Here is a 16,894-nt window from a genome sequence, read left to right as displayed (position 1 = left end):
CCCGTCTGTCTGCCTGTCCGTCGGACGGTCAGCCGACCTCGTCGCCGGACGGCAGCGCGCCGCACCAGTCGACGGAACCCGCGTCGATGCTCGCCTCGAGCGCACCGGAGGTCGCGTCGACGATGCTCACCAGCTCGTCGGTCGCCGACTTCGTCGCGACCGCCACGAACTGCCCGTTCGGGGACGGACAGACCGCCGTGACGCTCGCGTCGTCGGGGATGGTCACCGGCAGCCGGGAGGCCCGCCCACCGTCCACGCGCACGATCCGTGCCGAGACGGTCCCGTCCGACCGCACGTCCCCCAGCACGCGCAGGTACGTGTCGTCCGTCAGCGGGGCGATCCTGCCGAGCACCGCCGCGTCGGTACTCGCGGCCGGCGCCCGCAGCGCCGTCTTCGCGCCGTCGGTCAGGTCGAGGCGCTCGATGCCCGTGCCGGTCTCGACCACCGCCGTGGTGCCCGAGCCGACGAACCCGTGCAGGTACGTGGCGCTGCCGAGCCGGACGGGGTCGGCGCGGCCGCTCATGTCGACGAGCACCAGGTCGTCGCTGCCCGTCCGCACCAGGGCGCTCTCGGTCCGGGGCACGTAGGCCCACTGCCCGACCGTCATCGGCACGGCGCCCGTCTGCGGCTTCCCGTCCTCGGCGATCGCGGTGGGCAGGTGCGTGCCCGTCATGTCGACCACGTACAGACCGGTGTTCCGCGACTGCCCGGTGGACGTGTCGGCGTACTCGAACCCGAACGAGGCCGCGTCGTCGGCGACGTGCAGCGCGGTGACCCGACCCTGCGCGGACGGCAGGGTGAGGTGCTCGACGGGGGCGTCCGGGTCCTGCACCCCGCCGGACAGCGCGACCACGTCGACCGAGGAGCTCGCATCGCTGCCGCTGACCACCACCAGCGACCGTCCGAGCCGGGCGTACTCCGAGATGTCGGCGCCCTGGTACACGGTCGTCGCACCGCCGGCGTCGAGGGAGCGGCGCACGATGCGGTCCTTCGCGCCGTCGGCTCCCGGCACGAGGGCGAGGACGTCGGTGCTGCCGGTCCGGATCGCGGCGGTGAGGTCCGCGGTGGCACGCTGCCCCGGAGCCCGGACGTTCGCGACCGTCACCGTGTAGTCGCGGTCGTAGGCCAGGGGTCCGGCGAACTCGACCGCGATCGTGTTGCCGCTCGAGGTCACGGTGTGCGCGGCCGCGGGGCTGACCCGGACGTCGTCGGCGGACACCTGCTGCAGTGCCTGGTTCGCCGTCAGGATCACCCGCTGCGCCGGACGGGACACCAGGCCGGTGGCGTCGTACGACACGTCGCGCAGGCGCGGCCCCTGGTGCGACCCGACGACGGCGGCGAGCGCGGCGACGACCGCCAGGACGAGCACGACGGCGAGGTACCGGCGGTGGAACCGGCGCGTGACCGGGCGGCGACCACGGCGCCCCTCAGTACTCATACGGGTCCTTCGGCTGCGCGATCTCGGTGACCTTCGCGGCCTTGATGACGATGCGGGCGTCGGCGGACTGGTCCGGGTTGGCTGCGAGGGCGCCGGTCACCGTGACCCACTGTCCCTCGTCGGGCACCGCGTCGGGACGGTCGCCGGCGTCCGTCACGACACCGAGACCGACGGGCTGGGCATCGACGGCGCAGCAGCTGATCACGAACCGGGTGAGCGTGAACGAGCCGTCCTGGCCGGGGACCACGAAGCCGGACAGCCGCACCTGCTTGCCGACGAGCGCAGTGGTGTCGGTGGTCTGCCGGATCAGCGCCGCCCAGTCCTTGACGCCGTACTGCGAGGTGTCGACGCCCTCGCTGCCGAGCAGGGACACCGCTGCATCGGAGCCCGTGGCGTTCGACAGGGTCGCCGAGTCGACGCTCCGCTGCTGCGCGGTGCGGGCGGAGAGCGTCGTCGGGGGCAGGACCAGCATCGACACGGTGACCCCGACCGTGACGATCGCGGCCGCTCCGCCGAGGGCGAGGCGGACGGCGCGACCACGGCCGGGCCTGCGCCGCCCGTGGTCGTGGTCCGGCTCGTACTCGTGCTCGTCCGCGTCGTCACCGTGCGTGTGGCCGTGGCCGCGTGCGATGACCACCAGGCCCGCGATCGAGGCGGGTACCGCGACGGCGGCGAGCACGATCGTGAACACCGAGTAGCGCGGGTTGATGTACAGGTCGAGGTGCCCGACCAGTGCCAGCCACAGCGTGCAGAGCGCCACGGCCAGCACCGACCCGAGGCCCAGGTACGCGGGCGCGTTGCTGCGTGCATCAGACGAGGACATTCATCACCAATCCCACGGCGCCGGCGAACAGGACGCACACGACGGCGAGCAGCACCAGGAACCGGACCCGGAACGTCGTGCGCAGCAGCGCGATCATCTTCACGTCGATGATCGGCCCGATGATCAGGAAGGCCGTGATCGACCCGGGCAGGAACGTCGAGGCGAACGACAGCGCGAAGAAGGCGTCGACGTTCGAGCAGAGCGACACCGTCATCGCCAGCAGCATCATCGCCGCGACGGACAGCACCGGGTTCGAGCCGATCGCGACCAGGGTCGAGCGGGGCACGGCGACCTGGATCGCGGCGGCCAGGCCGGCACCGACGAACAGCGCCGGCATCATCGTCGCCGTCTCGCCGCCGAACTGTGCGGCGCTCTGTCGCCAGCGGTGCACACCCCGGGGTGCTCCGACGGCCGCGCGGCACCGGGCCTCGAAGGCGGGGAGCAGCAGGTCGGCCGGACGGCGGTGCGCGGCGACGATCCAGCCGACCAGGTTCGCGATCACGAAGCCGCCGACGATCCGGACCGGCAGGATCCAGCCGGACCAGCCGAACGCCTGCGCGGTGCTGATGATCACGAGCGGGTTGAGGATGGGGGCGGCGACCAGGAACGTGACGGCCTCCGCAGGGGTGAACCCGCGCATCATCAGGCCGCGGGCGAGCGGCACGTTCCCGCACTCGCACACCGGGAACAGCATGCCGATCAGCGAGATCACGGCGCGGCGGCCGAAGGCGTTCTGCGGCAGGACCTTCTCGAGCGCACCGACGGGCACCCACACCTCGACGACGATCGACAGCACGATGCCGAGCACCACGAACGGCAGCGACTCGACCACCACGCTGATCGCCAGCGTCAGGAAGTCCTGCACGACGTCCGGCAGGCCGGCGGTCCCGATGCTCGGGGACAGCAGCCGGATCCCCAGGAGCACGACGACGGCGAGCAGCACGAGGCCCGGGCCCGTCAGGGAACGGGAGCGGGAGCGCTGCTGCGGCGGCGTGGTCGTCGTCACCCGGAAAGGATAGGCGACGCGTGCTGCGTGGCGGTCCGCGCGCGGCCGCCTGCGCACCGTGCGAGTTCGTTCACCCCGTGCAGGGTTGCTCGCTCGGTGCAGGCCTGGAGCGCCGCACGGAGCCACCAACGACGCACGGGTTCGCGGACCCGGCACCGTGCACGTGCTCAACCGCCAGCCACAACGCCGCACCGGCCCGCGAACCCGGCACCGTGCAAGCGCACCGTGCCGCAGTCAGCCCCGGGCGATGCCCGCCACGTGCCGGTCGAGCGTGTCGATCGCCCACGAGGCGTCACCCCCGGGATCGACCCGCACGATGTGCATCGCGAGCCCGTCCACCAGGGCGTGCAGCCGCCGGGTCTCGTAGGGCACGTCGGCGTCCGGCACCCCGAGCGCCCGCAGGATCCGCCCGCACCACTCCCGCATCTCGTCGACGACCCGGTCGTGGAACGGCCGCAGCTCGGTGTCGGTCAGCGCCGCCGTGCCGAGGCCCAGGTAGACGTCGAGCTCGATGCGTCGCTCCTCGTCGAGGGGCAGGAGCTCGAGCAGGACCGCGTGCGCGTACGCCGTGCCCCGCAGGTCCGCGGGCACGGCGTCGATCCGGGCCGCGGTCGCGTCGAACACGAGCTCGAGCGCGTGCGACCGGACGCTCGCCTGGGTCGGGAAGGTGTAGCGGACGGTGCTCGGCGGCAGCCCGGCCTCAGCCGCGACGTTCCGGACGCTGAGCGCCCCGAGTCCGTCGCGGGCGAGCACCCGGCACGCCGCCTCGGACACGGTGCGGCGCCGCTGCTCGACGTCCATGCTCCTGGCCACGACGCCATACTCGCACAGTCGTACGAACTCGTGCTACCGTCGAGGTCGTTGTCGCACAGTCGTGCGACTATGCGACCGAACGAAGGGAACATCGTCATGGCATGGGTCATCCTCGTGCTGAGCGGCGTGCTCGAGGCCGTCTGGGCCACCGCGCTGAGCGCCTCGAACGGCTTCAAAAAGGTCGTGCCGACGATCGTGTTCATCGCCGGCATGGCGCTGAGCATGGTCGGGCTCGCGTTCGCGATGAAGTCGATCCCGGTGGGCACCGCCTACGCCGTCTGGGTCGGCATCGGCGCCTCGCTGACGGTCGTCGTGTCGATCCTGCGCCGGCAGGAAGCCGCGTCGCTCGCACGCCTCGGCCTCGTGTTCGGCCTGGTCGCCTGCGTCGTCGGCCTCAAGGTGGTGAGCTGAGGTGGCCTGGATCGTCCTGTTCCTCAGCGCCACGCTCGAGACCGTGTGGGCGACCGCCCTCGGCGAGAGCGACGGCTTCACCCGACCCGGCCCGACGCTCGTGTTCGCGATCACGATCGTGGTCAGCCTGGGCGCGTTCGGCTACGTCCTCAAGCACATCCCGATCAGCACCGCGTACGCCGTGTGGACCGGCACCGGAGCGGCGCTCACGGTGCTGTGGGGCATGGCCACCGGCGCCGAGCCCGTCACCGTGCTGCGCGTGCTGTTCATCGCCGGGATCGTCGGCTGCGTCGTCGGCCTGAAGCTCGTGCCGGCCCGCCCGGTCGCCGAGCCCACCGCCCCTCTCGCGAAAGCGACAGATCTCCGCCGATGATCGGCGGGCAACTGTCGCTTTCGCGAAGGTGACGGCAGCGCCATCCGCAGGACTGTCGCTTTCGCGATTGGCGCTCTGGACGCGCGCCGGGACGGACGGGAGGCCCGGTGCCAGCTGGCGCCGTGCCTCCCGTCCGCACGTGGTCGCGCCCACCCCGCATGGTGAGCAGAAAAGGTCGGGTCACCTCGCGGGACCCGACCATTCCTGCTCACGAACCGAGCGCTGGGAGCGTCAGACGGAGGCGCCCGTCCACTCGTCCTCGGCGGCGACGTGGTCGCTGCCGACCGTGCCGGCGGCGAGCGCCGCGGCGGCGCGCTCCGTGTGGCTCGGCGGGTTCGACGGCACGTCGGACGGACGGCCCTCGTCGTTCAGCTTGCGCAGCTCGGGGACGATGTCCGTGGCCAGGATGTCGATCTGCTCGAGCACCGTCTTGAGCGGCAGCCCGGCGTGGTCGACCAGGAACAGCTGGCGCTGGTAGTGGCCGACGTGGTCCTTCATGGCCGCGTACCGGTCGATGACCTGCTGCGGCGAACCGACCGTGAGCGGGGTCTGGGCGGCGAAGTCCTCCATCGAGGGGCCGTGCCCGTAGACCGGGGCGTTGTCGAAGTAGGGCCGGAACTCGTTGACCGCGTCCTGCGAGTTCTTGCGGGCGAAGAACTGCCCGCCGAGACCGACGATCGCCTGGTCGGCGCGACCGTGACCGTAGTGCTCGAAGCGCTGGCGGTACAGCCCGACCATCTGCTCGGTGTGCTGGATCGGCCAGAAGATGTTGTTGTGGAAGAAGCCGTCGCCGTAGTACGCGGCCTGCTCCGCGATCTCAGGCGTGCGGATCGAGCCGTGCCAGACGAACGGGGGCACGCCGTCGAGGGGGCGCGGCGTCGAGGTGAAGCCCTGCAGCGGCGTGCGGAACTTGCCCTGCCAGTTCACGACGTCGTTCTCCCAGAGCTGGCGGACGAGCGCGTAGTTCTCGATCGCCAGGTTGACGCCCTGGCGGATGTCCTGCCCGAACCACGGGTAGACCGGGCCGGTGTTGCCGCGACCCATCATGAGGTCCATGCGGCCGTCGGAGATCACCTGGAGCATCGCGTACTCCTCGGCGATGCGCACCGGGTCGTTCGTGGTGATGAGCGTGGTGCTCGTCGAGAGCGTGATGTCCTTCGTCTTCGCCGCGAGGTAGGCCAGCAACGTGGTCGGCGACGAGGCGACGAACGGCGGGTTGTGGTGCTCGCCGGTGGCGAAGACGTCGAGTCCGGCCTGGTCGGCGTGCTGCGCGATCGTGAGGATGTCGCGGACGCGCTGGGTGTCGTCCGGCGTGGTGCCGGTCGTGGGGTCGGTCGTGACGTCACTGACCGTGAAGATGCCGAACTGCATGATGCGCCGCCTTTCGCGATATCGATGCGTTTGCATCGACTTGCTGGGTACAACGTAGCGTACGCCGGTGCATTCCCACCAGGCGTCAGCGCGCTGCGGGCAGTGCTGCGGGGTCGGTCCGGGCCGCGTGGTGCATGCCGTCGAGGAACCACACCGCGGTCACCACCGCCAGGACGCTCGCGCTCGAGGCCAGTCGTCCGGCCATCAGGATCGCGGCGTGGTCGTGAGCGCCGTCCCCCGTCAGGCCGACGACGAGCGCGGCGACGCCGACAGCCAGCGTGACCCCGGTGGCGACGAGCAGGACGACGCTGACCACCCGACGCGGTCCCCGTCGGCCGTCCCGGTCACCTCGGAGTCCCCGGTCGACCCTCGGCCCGAACGCCCGGACGACGCCGAGCCAGAACATCGCGATCGCGCACGCCCCGATGATGTCGCTCACCCGGTGCCAGCCGTAGACGACCGTCTGGTTGGCGACGAAGACCGCGTAGGCGGCACCGAGCAGGGTGACGATCGGCCGGAAGCGACGGGGCGTGACCATCAGGACGGCGAACAGTGCGGCCAGCGCGATGGTCGCGTGCCCCGAGGGGAACGAGTTCGGCGTCGTCGACTGGGCGATCTCCGGGCGCTCGGCGATACGCTTGACGAGCGTCGAGGTGGCCGCCGACGCGAGCACCACTGCACCCGCGCCGAGCCCCACCGAGAGCCGTCGCCTGGCGAACGCCACCGCGACGATCACGACAACGAGCAACAGGATCACCGGCACCGAGATGACGTTGAGCGCAGTGTCCGAGCTGAACAGGTCGGACTCACGGACCCCGCCGAGCGCGGCGTCCTCCATGCGCTGCCCCACCGGCGTCAGCACCGCGGCCGCGTAGACGGAAGGCACGATCACGAACCCCAGAGCCGCCAGCACACCCCACCGCAACCGCCGCGAGACGCTCGGTCCACGCGACTCCGGTGCATTGCGCTCGGGTGTCAAGGTCACCGGGCTGGTCCTCCTCGGAGTGGTCGTCGTCGGTCTCGTCGCACGCCTGGTGACGGCGCTGCGATTCGGACGGTCGGGGTCGGACACGATACCGTTGGCTCACCGGCCGGAGGCTGGGAACCGCGCGGCCGTCACCCGCGGATCCCGCGCTGTGCCGCTCAGTGCCGCGCCGCTCAGTCCGGCGGGCACCGCCGGACTGACGCACGTCGCGTCGGCAGTGTACGAGGAGGAGACCGAAGTGGCCATCAAGGAACCGGGCATCACCGCCTCACCGAACCGCGGGCTCGCGCTCACGGTCGGTGGCGTCCTCGCACTCTGGGGCATCCTGGGCTTCTTCTTCGCCGCCGACGGCGACCCCGGCTTCTTCAGCCGCCACGGCGGGATGCTCTGGAACGCCTTCGGGGTGAACCCGCCGCTCGCCCTCATCTGGGTGCTGCTCGCCGCGGTCCTGCTCATCACCGGGCTCGGCACCACCATCGGTTCGCGGAACGGCAACCTGGTCGTCGGCGCCGTGCTCGTGGTGCTGGCCGTCTACGGCTTCGTCTTCGTGAACACCTCGGCGAACATCTTCGCGCTGAACACCACCGACAACGTGTTCCACGCGATCGTCGGGGTCATCCTGCTGCTGACGGCGCTCGGTGCCGACAAGGAGAACCTCCGCGCGCTGCGTGCGGCGGCTCGCGCCTGACGCACCGACACGCTCCCCGACGCCCGTCTGCCGCTCCGGCAGGCGGGCGTCGTCGTGTGTGCGTCAGGCGTCGTCGCCGGAGTCGGGGTCCGGCGCAGGCTCCGGCTTCCGGGCTTCGAGTGCCGTCGCGACGATGCGCGGCGCCTCGGACATGAAGCGTCGGACGTCCGTGTCGACGATGATGTCCTGCGGCCGCAGCGGCCGGGTCAGGTACAGCCCCTCGAGCGACGTCAGCCGTGACAACGCGACGTACGTCTGTCCGGCGCTGAACACCCGGTTGCCCAGGTCGACCACCGCGCGGTCGTAGGTGCTGCCCTGCGACTTGTGGATCGTCACCGCCCAGGCGAGCCGCAACGGGAACTGCTGGAACTCACCGACGGTGTCCTTCTTGAGTTCCTTCTTGTCGGCGTCGTAGGAGTACTTGAACTTCTCCCACACCGACGGCTGGACCTCGAAGGACTCTCCGTCGACGTCGACCCATACCGTGTCGCGGATCGCCGTGACGATGCCGAGGGTCCCGTTCACCCACCGCTGGTCGGCGTCGTTGCGCAGGAACATCACGTGCGCGCCGGGCTTGAGCTCGAGGGCTTCGTCGGCCGGGAAGTTCCGCCCGCCGAAGTCGCCGTTGACGTCGGCCTTCGCGGTCTTCACCTTGCCGGGCAACCGTTCGAGCGCCGCCTTGTTGATGCGCGCGACGGTGTCGTTCCGGGTGGCGAGGGTGATGGCGTCGTCGGGCGAGGGTCGTGCGCCCGCGGTGTTCAGCTGGTCGGCGATCTCGGCGGTGACCCGGCCGTGCCGCACCGCCGTGAGCATGGCGGCGAAGGCGTCGTCGCGCTGGCGGTGCACGGTGGCGAGCTCGATGATGTTCAGCTTCGCCTCGAGCCACACCTTGGCGTCGAAGAACCACATCGACCGGTAGTGGTCGGTGAAGTAGGCGCGTTCGTCGGCACCGCCCGGGACCGGCGGCAACTGGTACGGGTCGCCGAACATGACCACCTGCACTCCGCCGAACGCCTCGAACTGCCGCCCGCGGGCCTTGCGGAGCGAGCGGTCCATCCCGTCGAGCAGGTCGGCGTTCACCATCGAGACCTCGTCGATCACCAGGGTGTCGATGGTGTTGAGGAGCTTGCGGGTGTCCGGTCCCTGGCGCAGCTCGGCATCGGCGATGAGCCCGATCGGCAGGCGGAACAACGAGTGGATCGTCTGGCCACCGACGTTCAGGGCCGCGACCCCGGTCGGTGCGCAGATCACGACCTGCTTCTCGGTGTTCCACGACAGGTGGTTGAGCAGGGTCGACTTGCCCGTGCCGGCACGACCGGTGATGAAGACGTGGTCGCGGGTGTGCTCGATGTACTCGAAGACGGCCCGCTGCTCGCCGCTGAGCTCGACGCTCATCGTGCGTCCTGCTCGAGGGTCCGCGCGTCCGCTCCGAGCGTGCGCGCCGCCGATCCAGCGCGCCGCAGCTGCACGAGCACCACCACGACGACCGCCACCAGGAGCAGCACCCCGGCGATCACGAGCACGAGCCCGCCACGGGCCTGGTCGACGAGCGGATCGGGGCCCCACGTCCGCCCCATCGCCCCGAACCACGACGCCTGCAGCAGTCCGAGCGGCCCGCGCATCGCGACGCCGAGCGACACCGCTCCGGCGGCGACGACCGCGGCCCCGACGATCCGGACGATCGCTGCTGCGCGGGTCGGGTACTGCTGGCCGGCCGCGACCGGTGTGAAGAGCGTCGGCATCGCCAGGAGTCCGACGAGCAGGAAGCCCACGTCGATGACCGTGCGCCCCGTGGAGTCGCTCACCGACCAGCGGACGGCATCGGTGGCGAAGTACGCCCACCACACCGCCGCGGCGAGCAGGAACGCCGGGAAGGGCTGCACCAGGTAGCGGACCGCGGCGTTGTCGACCAGCACACCGGTCCACTCGCGCACGCCGGTGCTGTCGTCGTCGCGCGGGTGCACCGCGGCCCGGATGAGCACGACGGGAGCCGCCGCCCACACCAGCGCCGGCACCACCAGGCCGAGCAGCACGTGCGCGCCGACGTTCGCCGACACCAGGAAGCGGTCGTACTGATGCAGCGAACCGGACGTCGCGACCACGAGCGAGATGATCGCGAGGGCCGCGGCCACCGAACGGCGCACCGGCCAGTGGACCCCGGCGCGGCGCAGGCGCACGACACCGGCCGCGTAGGTCGCAGCGAGCAGCACGGCGGCCATCAGCCAGAACAGGTCGATGTTCCACTGCGTCAGCCAGCCCCAGGCCCCGGGCGCGTGCGGCAGCAGGTCGTCGGTGAGCAGCTCGGCCGGACTCGGGTCGGTCGTCTTGCTCAGCGCGATCTGGTCGACCGGGGTGGCCGTGCGCCCGAGCGCCGCGGCGAAGCCCGACGCGACGCCCATCACGGCGAGCTCGACCACGATCAGGGTCCAGAACGGGCGGTGCCGTGCCGGCGCCTCGGTCAGGGAGCGGATCGCACGCCGACGCTGCACGGCACCGAGGACCCCGATGGCGACGATCGCGCCGATCTTGACCAGCACGAGGGTGCCGTACGGCGTGAACAGGTTCGACAGGGCGCCCACGCGGATCTGCGCCGAGGCGACACCCGACACCGCCACGAGCACGAAGCACCCGAGCGCGATGCTCGAGTACCGCGCCACGACCACGGCCAGGCGGTCACCGGGCAGCACGCCGCGCAGGAGCACGAGCATGGTCAGGCCACCGACCCAGAGCGCGGCGCCGACCAGGTGCAGCCCGAGCGCCGTCACGGCGGCGTCGTGGCTCGCGGTGCCGGCGGCGTGGCCCTGCTGTGCGAGCGGGATGAGGCCGATCATCGAGACACCGGCGGTCAGGGCGACCATGCCCCGGGAACGGACGGCGAAGCAGAGCACCGTGACGGCGGCGGCGACGAGCACCGTCACGAGCCAGGCGAGCCCGAGGTCCGTGCCGGTGAGGAACACGCCCATCGACTGACCGAACTGCTCGTCGATGCTGATCTTCGAGCCGGCGACGCTCAGGAACGTGAAGAAGGTGGTGACCGCGGACGACACCGTCCAGAGCCCGCTGGCGGCGGCCGCGACGTCGATGGCGCGGTTCCACTCCGGACCGGAGCGCGAGAGTCCGACGGTGGCCAGCGCGAGGCCGCCGATCGTCGCGGCGGCGGACAGGTCCACGACCAACCGGGAGATCGGCAGGCCGAACCGGACCAGGGCACCGGGGTCGGCGATCAGCGCTGCGTTCGCACCACCGCCGATGACGAGCGCCGTGAGCAGCGCCACGAACCCGACGAGCAGGAGCACGGCGGGACCGGCGATGCGCGCGATCCGATTCACCCGTCAAGCCTAGGCGGTGCCCACCCGGCCACCGAACCGGCCGGGCCGACCTGTGGGAACCGGCACGGGCCTCCCGGTCGACGCGACAGGACGAACGCGACCCGACGCACCGAACGCACCCCGGGAACGACGAAAGGGACGGCCGAAGCCGTCCCTCCCGATGCGCGGAACAGTCTTACTTGACCGCAGCCTTGAGCTTCGAGCCGGCGCTGACCTTGACCGAGTCGCTCGCGGCGATCTCGATGGCCTCACCCGTCTGCGGGTTGCGGCCGGTGCGGGCGGCGCGGTGCGTCTTCTCGAAGGCGATCCAACCGGGGATCGTGACCTTCGTGCCGTCCGCGACGGACGACGAGACGACGCTGAAGAGCGCGTCGACGACGCCGTTGACGGTGGCCTGGCTCTGGCCGGACTCGGCGGCGACGGCAGCGACGAGCTCGGTGCGGTTCAGTGACTTGTCAGCCATGGATGTCCTCCTCGGACTTCTTGCAGTATCGGTCGGACGGACGTGCCGTCCGGCGCCCGGAGCGGTTGCCCCGTGCCACGGTGCCAGTGGGCCGAGGGCCCGGCGGAACCGGAGTTGAACCTACCAGCCACATCGGACGTTTTCAGCCGACTCGCCCGGATTTCCGGGCTTGTCGCGGGTCCAACGGGGCAGATGTGACCCCTGAGGCACCCTTGTACCCCGGACACAGCGAACGCCCCGCCACCAGGAGGTGACGGGGCGTCGGGTACTGCGAGTGCTTACCAGGAGCTCTTCGTGATGCCGGGGAGCTCTCCACGGTGGGCCATGTCGCGGAAGCGGACACGGCTGATGCCGAACTCACCCAGGTGGCCACGGGGGCGGCCGTCGATCGCGTCGCGGTTGCGGTAGCGGATCGGGGATGCGTCGCGGGGCAGCTTCTGCAGGCCCACGCGAGCGGCCTCACGCGACTCGTCGGAGCCGTTCGGGTCCACGAGGGCCTTCTTCAGCTCGAGACGACGCTCGGCGTAGCGCGCGATGATGACGGCACGCTGGTTGTTCTTCGCGATCTTGCTCTTCTTCGCCATGCTTAGCGCTCCTCACGGAAGTCGACGTGCTTGCGGATCACCGGGTCGTACTTCTTCAGCACGAGACGGTCGGGGTTGTTCCGACGGTTCTTCTTGGTCACGTACGTGAACCCGGTGCCCGCCGTCGAGCGGAGCTTGATGATCGGACGGATGTCCTGACCCTTTTTCGCCATCAGATCTTCTCCCCACGGGCGAGGACGTCCTTGACGACGGACTCGATGCCCCGTGCGTCGATGACCTTGATGCCCTTAGCGCTGACGTTGAGCGTCACGTTGCGACGCAGCGACGGCACGTAGTACGTCTTCTTCTGCACGTTCGGGTCGAAGCGGCGCTTCGTCCGGCGGTGCGAGTGCGAGATGTTGTGACCGAAGCCGGGAACGGCGCCGGTCACCTGGCACACTGCTGCCATGGTTTCCTCCTGAGGTACCGTGCGACCGGACGGCCGCACCCAAGTTCACTTGCCTGGTGCGCACGCGCAGGACCACCGGAGTGGTGCATGCGAGGGGGTTGTGCACACCGCCCAGGCCCGCAGCCCCTGTCGAAGGGGGAACGGACACCACGCGACCGCGGCGTTCGCGACGGTCGGAGGGCTTGGAACAACGGGTCCGCCACGCGGACGTGGAGGACCAAGGGAAAAGCTTACGCGAGCTCCGGGCGTGTCGCAAGCGCACGCACCATGAGCTCCCCGAGTTCGCGCGGCGCCGTGAACATCGGCCAGTGTCCGGTCTCGAGTCCGACGATGCTGAGCTCCTCGGTCGCGACGAGTTCCGCGGCCCAGGTCTGGTGGTCAGCCACCATCGTCGCGAGCTCGGTCGCCGGGATCTCACAGGTGATCACCGTCGCGGGGATCGTGTGCCGGGCGGCGTCGGCGTAGTGGAACCGGTCGGACGGCACGGCGGCCGGCTCCGGGATCGCGCGGTGCTCGAAGGACTCCCGCAACGCCGGCGTCATCCCGCGCACCGTGGCCGGCTCCCAGACGTCCCACGAGGGCAGCGGCACCACACCGTCCACCACGGGCAGTTCGTCGTTCACGCAGCCGCCGGCGGGACCGGGGAACGTGTCGACGTAGAGCAGGTGCGCGACGAGTGAGGGTCGCTGGTCGGCGGCCATGTACGCGATCGGTCCGGCGCCGGAGTGTCCGGCGAGCACGACGGGCTCGTCCGGGCTGGCGACGTCGTCCAGGCGCTCCACGAGCGCCGCGACCTGCTCGTCGAGCGTGTCGCCGTCGCGGGTGATCGCCTCGACCGTGTGGCCCGCCTGCAGCAGCACCGGGGCGACGTCGTCCCACGCGCTCGCATCGAGCCAGAACCCGGGGACCAGGATGACGTGCATGGCGCGGACGCTACTCGCCGTCGGCGTCGCCGGTCCGCGGTCCGGCTGCGGCGGCAGATGCCGTGCACACCGCGCACTCGCCGAAGATGTCCACGACGTGGCTGGCGTTCGTGAACCCGTTCGCGGCGGCGACGTCCTGCGCCCACTGCTCGACGGGGTCCGCCTCGATCTCGACGGTCCGACCGCAGTTCCGGCAGATCAGGTGGTGGTGGTGCGCGTCCGTCGTGCACGCCCGGTACAGCGATTCGCCGTCCTGCTGCAACGAGTCGGCGTCACCCTCGGTCGCCAGGTCGGCGAGCGCCCGGTAGACAGTGGCGAGGCCGATGGTCGAGCCCTCGTCACGCAGGTGCTGGTGCAGCGCCTGGGCGCTGACGAACCCCTCGGTGGAGTCGAGGGCACCGCGCACCGCTTCGCGCTGCCACGTGTTCCGCTTCACCTTCTGCACGGCGTTCATGCTGGTGCACCCACCTTCGTTTCGGCTGACGTTCCGGACGGGAGGCCCGGTGCGCCCCCGCCACGCTGGTCGCGGCGGACGACCCGGTCGCGTCCACGGCGGTCGCGCCGGGCCCCGACGATCCGGCAGACCACCCAGATCGCGAACGAGATGGTCGTCACGTAGGGGCTGATCGGCAGGCCGCCGCCGAGTGCCAGCAGGATGCCACCGACGACCGACACCACGGCGAACACCGTGGAGAGCACCGGCACGACGACCGGGTGCGAGCTGAGCCGCAGGGCCGCGGCGGCCGGGGTGACGAGCAGCGACAGCACGAGCAGGGCGCCGACGATCTGCACCGACACCGCGGTGGCCAGGCCGAGGACGAGCATGAACACGATCGCGAGCGTCCGCACCGGGATGCCGGCGGCCGCGGCCACGTCGGGGTCGACCGACGCGAACATCAGCGGCCGCCAGATGACGAGCAGGGTCGCGACCACGATGGCGGCGATGACGATGAGGAACGTCAGCTGCGGGTTGTCCACCGACACGATCTGGCCGGTGAGCAGCCCGAACTTGTTGGCCGCACGTCCCTTGTAGAGCGCCAGGCACAGGATGCCGAGCCCGAGACCGAACGGCATGAGCACGGCGATGATCGAGTTGCGGTCACGCGCCCTCGAGCCGAGCACCCCGATGAGCAGCGCCGCGATCACCGACCCGACGAGCGAGCCCGTGACGACGTTGACACCGAGCAGCAGGGACGCGCTCGCGCCGGCGAAGGACAGCTCCGAGATGCCGTGCACCGCGAAGGGCATGTTCCGGGCGACGACGAACGGGCCGATGAGCCCGCCGACGATGCCGAGCACCGCGCCGGCCCAGATCGAGTTCTGCACGAGGGCCACGAGCTCGCCGTAGTCCTGGAACGAGAACACCGTCGACAGGACGTCCATCAGATCCGCCCTTCGTCCGACGCCGGGGCGTGCGGGTCGACCTCGCCGTGGTGGTGGTCGTGCGCGTCGTTCGCGCCGACGATGACGATGCGGCCCATCGTGCGGACGACGTCGACGGGGGTGCCGTACAGGTCGCTCAGCACGTCGGCGCGCAGGACCTCGTCGGGGGAACCGATCCGGAACCGGCCGCCGGCGATGTACAGGACTCGGTCGACGACGTCGAGGATCGGGTTCACGTCGTGGGTCACGAAGAGCACCGCGGCACCCTGCTGCCGACGCTGCCGGTCGATGAGCTCGGTGACGCCGCGCTGGTGCCGCAGGTCGAGTGAGATGAGCGGTTCGTCGCACAGCAGCAGTGCCGGGTCGGCGGCGATGGCCTGACCGACGCGGGTGCGCTGCTGCTCGCCGCCGGACAGCTCGGCCACCGGGGCGTCCGCGAACGCGGTGGCGCCGACCTCGTCGAGGATCCGGTCGATGCGGGCGCGGTCGGCCTTCGACGTCGGCAGGACGCCCCACCGGTGCCCCGTCACGCCCTGCGCGATCATGTCCCGCGCGCGCAGGGGGGTGCCGGCCTCCATGAGCCGCTGCTGCGGGATGTAGCCGATCTTCCGGTGCCCACGACGGACGGGCTGGCCGAGGAACGACATCGTGCCGCTCGTCAGGCGCTGCTGCCCGAGCACCGTGCGCAGGAGCGAGGTCTTCCCGGCGCCGTTCGGGCCGAGGACCGCGACGAACTCCCCCGGCGCGATGTCCAGGTCCAGGTGTCCCCAGAGCTTCCGTTCGCCGAAGGACAGCCCGGCGTCGCGCAGGGCCAGGACCGGACGGGCCGCAGCCCGGTCGTCCACCGAGGTGGTCGCCGGGCTGTCGGTCGTCGCTGCTGCGGTCGAGGTCGTCACTTCTGGAGCGCCGCCTGCACCGCGTCGATGTTCGCCTGCTGCCACGAGACGTAATCCTGCCCCTTGGGGAGCGTCTCCGTGACACCGACCACCGGGACGTCGTTCTGGTCGGCGGCCTTCTTGACCTGTTCGGTCTCGGCACTCGAGGTCTGGTCGTTGTAGGCGAGCAGCGCCACGCTCTTGCCGCTGAACAGCGCGAGGGTGTCCTTGAGCGCTGCCGGCGGGACGTCGTCGCCCTCCTCGATCGCCTCGGAGAACGCTTCGGGGGTGACGTTGTCGAGACCGATCGCGTCGAAGAGGTAGCCCGGCACCGGCTCGGTGTACGCCACCTTCTCGCCGTCGTACGTCTTCTCCAGGTCGGCGGTCTGGGATTCGAGGTCCTCGAGCTTCGTCGTGAGCGCGTCGGCGTTCTTCTCGAACGTGGCCTCGTCGCCCGCGTCGAGCGCGGACAGGCGCTTCGTGACGTCGTCGACGAGCTTCACCATCGTCGGGTAGCTGTAGAACACGTGCTCGTTGAACTCGGCGTCGCCGCCCTTGTCCAAGCCGGAGAGCTTCACGACGTTGATGGTGTCGGCCTTCGTGTCCGAGGCGTCGGCGAGCGTGGTCATGAAGTCGTCGTACCCGCCGCCGTTCTCGATGAGCAGGTCGGCCTTCGACACCGCGAGCTGGGTGCGGGCGCTCGACTCGAAGGAGTGCGGGTCCTGCGAGGGGTCGTTCAGGATGCTCGTGACCGACACCTGGTCGCCACCGATCGACTGGACGATCGAGCCGTAGACGTTGGTCGAGGCGACGACGGCGATCTTCCCGTCGCTGCTGGCGTTACCCGAGGCCGAGGAGGTCGCGCAGCCCGTCAGGGCGAGCGCGGCGGCGCCGACGACGAGCGGGAGGGCGAGGAGGCGGCTGTGCATGCTCCGACGGTAGCGCTTGCTGATAACGATTGTCAAAACCGGTACCAGCGCTCTGTTGGTGACGACAGACGGACAGGAGGCGCGGTGCCAG

20 protein-coding genes are annotated in these 16,894 nt (G+C 70.8%); 3 read left to right on the top strand and 17 right to left on the bottom strand.

What is annotated here, in order from left to right:
- Positions 1-28: 28 nt before the first annotated feature.
- The 4 genes from GVL05_RS02165 to GVL05_RS02150 all read right to left on the bottom strand — a co-directional run bounded on the left by GVL05_RS02165 (position 29) and on the right by GVL05_RS02150 (position 4,080).
- Entirely contained in the window at positions 29-1,438 is a 1,410-nt protein-coding gene (locus GVL05_RS02165) for a hypothetical protein (protein WP_159570915.1), read from the bottom strand.
- Positions 1,428-2,261, bottom strand: a complete 834-nt coding sequence (locus GVL05_RS02160) for a TIGR03943 family protein (protein WP_159570912.1) — start codon at positions 2,259-2,261, stop codon at positions 1,428-1,430. Before GVL05_RS02160 ends, GVL05_RS02165 begins: the two co-directional genes overlap by 11 nt.
- On the bottom strand, positions 2,248-3,267 hold the full coding sequence (locus tag GVL05_RS02155) for a permease (RefSeq protein ID WP_159570909.1): 1,020 nt from the start codon (positions 3,265-3,267) through the stop codon (positions 2,248-2,250). The genes GVL05_RS02160 and GVL05_RS02155 overlap by 14 nt, the downstream gene beginning before the upstream one ends.
- A gap of 234 nt (positions 3,268-3,501) precedes the next feature.
- A complete protein-coding gene (locus GVL05_RS02150) occupies positions 3,502-4,080 on the bottom strand; it encodes a TetR/AcrR family transcriptional regulator (RefSeq protein WP_235035801.1) in 579 nt (192 codons plus the stop codon).
- Positions 4,081-4,176: 96 nt separating this feature from the next.
- On the opposite strand from GVL05_RS02150, the gene GVL05_RS02145 reads away from it, so the two are divergent.
- Together GVL05_RS02145 and GVL05_RS02140 are read left to right on the top strand one after the other, a co-directional pair.
- A complete protein-coding gene (locus GVL05_RS02145) occupies positions 4,177-4,491 on the top strand; it encodes a multidrug efflux SMR transporter (protein ID WP_123293830.1) in 315 nt (104 codons plus the stop codon).
- 1 nt (position 4,492) lies between these two features.
- Positions 4,493-4,864, top strand: coding sequence for a multidrug efflux SMR transporter (locus tag GVL05_RS02140; protein ID WP_159570907.1), 372 nt, complete (start codon positions 4,493-4,495; stop codon positions 4,862-4,864).
- Positions 4,865-5,095: 231 nt separating this feature from the next.
- Here GVL05_RS02140 and GVL05_RS02135 read toward each other — a convergent pair whose 3' ends face one another.
- Together GVL05_RS02135 and GVL05_RS02130 are read right to left on the bottom strand one after the other, a co-directional pair.
- Complete coding sequence (locus tag GVL05_RS02135; RefSeq protein WP_123339972.1) at positions 5,096-6,235, bottom strand: CE1758 family FMN-dependent luciferase-like monooxygenase; 1,140 nt, start codon at positions 6,233-6,235, stop codon at positions 5,096-5,098.
- Between the two features lie 85 nt (positions 6,236-6,320).
- A complete protein-coding gene (locus tag GVL05_RS02130) occupies positions 6,321-7,220 on the bottom strand; it encodes a phosphatase PAP2 family protein (protein WP_131844768.1) in 900 nt (299 codons plus the stop codon).
- A 238-nt stretch (positions 7,221-7,458) separates the two neighbouring features.
- Here GVL05_RS02130 and GVL05_RS02125 point away from each other — a divergent pair, with 238 nt between their 5' ends.
- Positions 7,459-7,908: a DUF4383 domain-containing protein gene (locus GVL05_RS02125; RefSeq protein ID WP_159570904.1), complete on the top strand. Its 450-nt coding sequence runs from the start codon at positions 7,459-7,461 to the stop codon at positions 7,906-7,908.
- Between the two features lie 63 nt (positions 7,909-7,971).
- Here the strand turns inward: GVL05_RS02125 and GVL05_RS02120 are convergent, their stop codons facing one another.
- The 11 genes from GVL05_RS02120 to GVL05_RS02070 all read right to left on the bottom strand — a co-directional run bounded on the left by GVL05_RS02120 (position 7,972) and on the right by GVL05_RS02070 (position 16,803).
- Positions 7,972-9,303: an ATP-dependent RecD-like DNA helicase gene (locus GVL05_RS02120; protein WP_159570901.1), complete on the bottom strand. Its 1,332-nt coding sequence runs from the start codon at positions 9,301-9,303 to the stop codon at positions 7,972-7,974.
- Positions 9,300-11,237 (bottom strand): cytochrome c oxidase assembly protein, encoded by a 1,938-nt coding sequence (locus GVL05_RS02115; RefSeq protein ID WP_159570898.1) that lies wholly within the window; start codon positions 11,235-11,237, stop codon positions 9,300-9,302. The genes GVL05_RS02120 and GVL05_RS02115 overlap by 4 nt, the downstream gene beginning before the upstream one ends.
- Before the next feature lie 175 nt (positions 11,238-11,412).
- Complete coding sequence (locus tag GVL05_RS02110) at positions 11,413-11,700, bottom strand: HU family DNA-binding protein (RefSeq protein WP_111085379.1); 288 nt, start codon at positions 11,698-11,700, stop codon at positions 11,413-11,415.
- Between the two features lie 278 nt (positions 11,701-11,978).
- The gene (gene rpsN, locus GVL05_RS02105; protein WP_111085378.1) at positions 11,979-12,284 is read right to left on the bottom strand and encodes a 30S ribosomal protein S14; all 306 of its coding nucleotides are present in this window, start codon (positions 12,282-12,284) and stop codon (positions 11,979-11,981) included.
- A gap of 2 nt (positions 12,285-12,286) precedes the next feature.
- On the bottom strand, positions 12,287-12,457 hold the full coding sequence (gene rpmG, locus GVL05_RS02100) for a 50S ribosomal protein L33 (protein ID WP_017886456.1): 171 nt from the start codon (positions 12,455-12,457) through the stop codon (positions 12,287-12,289).
- Positions 12,457-12,693 carry a 50S ribosomal protein L28 gene (gene rpmB, locus GVL05_RS02095; protein ID WP_111085377.1) on the bottom strand — a complete coding sequence of 79 codons (237 nt, stop codon included), beginning with the start codon at positions 12,691-12,693 and terminating at the stop codon, positions 12,457-12,459. Before rpmB ends, rpmG begins: the two co-directional genes overlap by 1 nt.
- A 230-nt stretch (positions 12,694-12,923) precedes the next feature.
- On the bottom strand, positions 12,924-13,616 hold the full coding sequence (locus GVL05_RS02090; RefSeq protein WP_123672148.1) for an alpha/beta fold hydrolase: 693 nt from the start codon (positions 13,614-13,616) through the stop codon (positions 12,924-12,926).
- 10 nt (positions 13,617-13,626) lie between these two features.
- Entirely contained in the window at positions 13,627-14,070 is a 444-nt protein-coding gene (locus tag GVL05_RS02085) for a Fur family transcriptional regulator (protein ID WP_123293457.1), read from the bottom strand.
- Positions 14,067-14,999: a metal ABC transporter permease gene (locus tag GVL05_RS02080; protein ID WP_159570895.1), complete on the bottom strand. Its 933-nt coding sequence runs from the start codon at positions 14,997-14,999 to the stop codon at positions 14,067-14,069. Before GVL05_RS02080 ends, GVL05_RS02085 begins: the two co-directional genes overlap by 4 nt.
- Positions 14,999-15,844 carry a metal ABC transporter ATP-binding protein gene (locus tag GVL05_RS02075; RefSeq protein ID WP_123293829.1) on the bottom strand — a complete coding sequence of 282 codons (846 nt, stop codon included), beginning with the start codon at positions 15,842-15,844 and terminating at the stop codon, positions 14,999-15,001. Before GVL05_RS02075 ends, GVL05_RS02080 begins: the two co-directional genes overlap by 1 nt.
- Positions 15,845-15,891: 47 nt before the next feature.
- Positions 15,892-16,803, bottom strand: a complete 912-nt coding sequence (locus GVL05_RS02070; protein ID WP_159570892.1) for a metal ABC transporter solute-binding protein, Zn/Mn family — start codon at positions 16,801-16,803, stop codon at positions 15,892-15,894.
- Positions 16,804-16,894: the final 91 nt, after the last annotated feature.

Origin of the sequence: Curtobacterium sp. 18060, from assembly GCF_902706105.1 — a bacterium.
Taxonomy (GTDB): domain Bacteria; phylum Actinomycetota; class Actinomycetes; order Actinomycetales; family Microbacteriaceae; genus Curtobacterium.
This window is presented reverse-complemented; position numbering and strand designations above follow the sequence as displayed.

Excerpts from the sequence above, each read along its gene's own strand:
- GVL05_RS02165 (WP_159570915.1), bottom strand. The coding sequence starts at position 1,438 with ATGAGTACTGAGGGGCGCCGTGGTCGCCGCCCGGTCACGCGCCGGTTC.
- GVL05_RS02160 (WP_159570912.1), bottom strand. The coding sequence starts at position 2,261 with ATGTCCTCGTCTGATGCACGCAGCAACGCGCCCGCGTACCTGGGCCTC.
- GVL05_RS02145 (WP_123293830.1), top strand. The coding sequence starts at position 4,177 with ATGGCATGGGTCATCCTCGTGCTGAGCGGCGTGCTCGAGGCCGTCTGG.
- GVL05_RS02135 (WP_123339972.1), bottom strand. The coding sequence starts at position 6,235 with ATGCAGTTCGGCATCTTCACGGTCAGTGACGTCACGACCGACCCCACG.
- GVL05_RS02120 (WP_159570901.1), bottom strand. The coding sequence starts at position 9,303 with ATGAGCGTCGAGCTCAGCGGCGAGCAGCGGGCCGTCTTCGAGTACATC.
- GVL05_RS02110 (WP_111085379.1), bottom strand. The coding sequence starts at position 11,700 with ATGGCTGACAAGTCACTGAACCGCACCGAGCTCGTCGCTGCCGTCGCC.
- rpsN (WP_111085378.1), bottom strand. The coding sequence starts at position 12,284 with ATGGCGAAGAAGAGCAAGATCGCGAAGAACAACCAGCGTGCCGTCATC.
- rpmG (WP_017886456.1), bottom strand. The coding sequence starts at position 12,457 with ATGGCGAAAAAGGGTCAGGACATCCGTCCGATCATCAAGCTCCGCTCG.
- rpmB (WP_111085377.1), bottom strand. The coding sequence starts at position 12,693 with ATGGCAGCAGTGTGCCAGGTGACCGGCGCCGTTCCCGGCTTCGGTCAC.
- GVL05_RS02090 (WP_123672148.1), bottom strand. The coding sequence starts at position 13,616 with ATGCACGTCATCCTGGTCCCCGGGTTCTGGCTCGATGCGAGCGCGTGG.
- GVL05_RS02085 (WP_123293457.1), bottom strand. The coding sequence starts at position 14,070 with ATGAACGCCGTGCAGAAGGTGAAGCGGAACACGTGGCAGCGCGAAGCG.
- GVL05_RS02080 (WP_159570895.1), bottom strand. The coding sequence starts at position 14,999 with ATGGACGTCCTGTCGACGGTGTTCTCGTTCCAGGACTACGGCGAGCTC.
- GVL05_RS02070 (WP_159570892.1), bottom strand. The coding sequence starts at position 16,803 with ATGCACAGCCGCCTCCTCGCCCTCCCGCTCGTCGTCGGCGCCGCCGCG.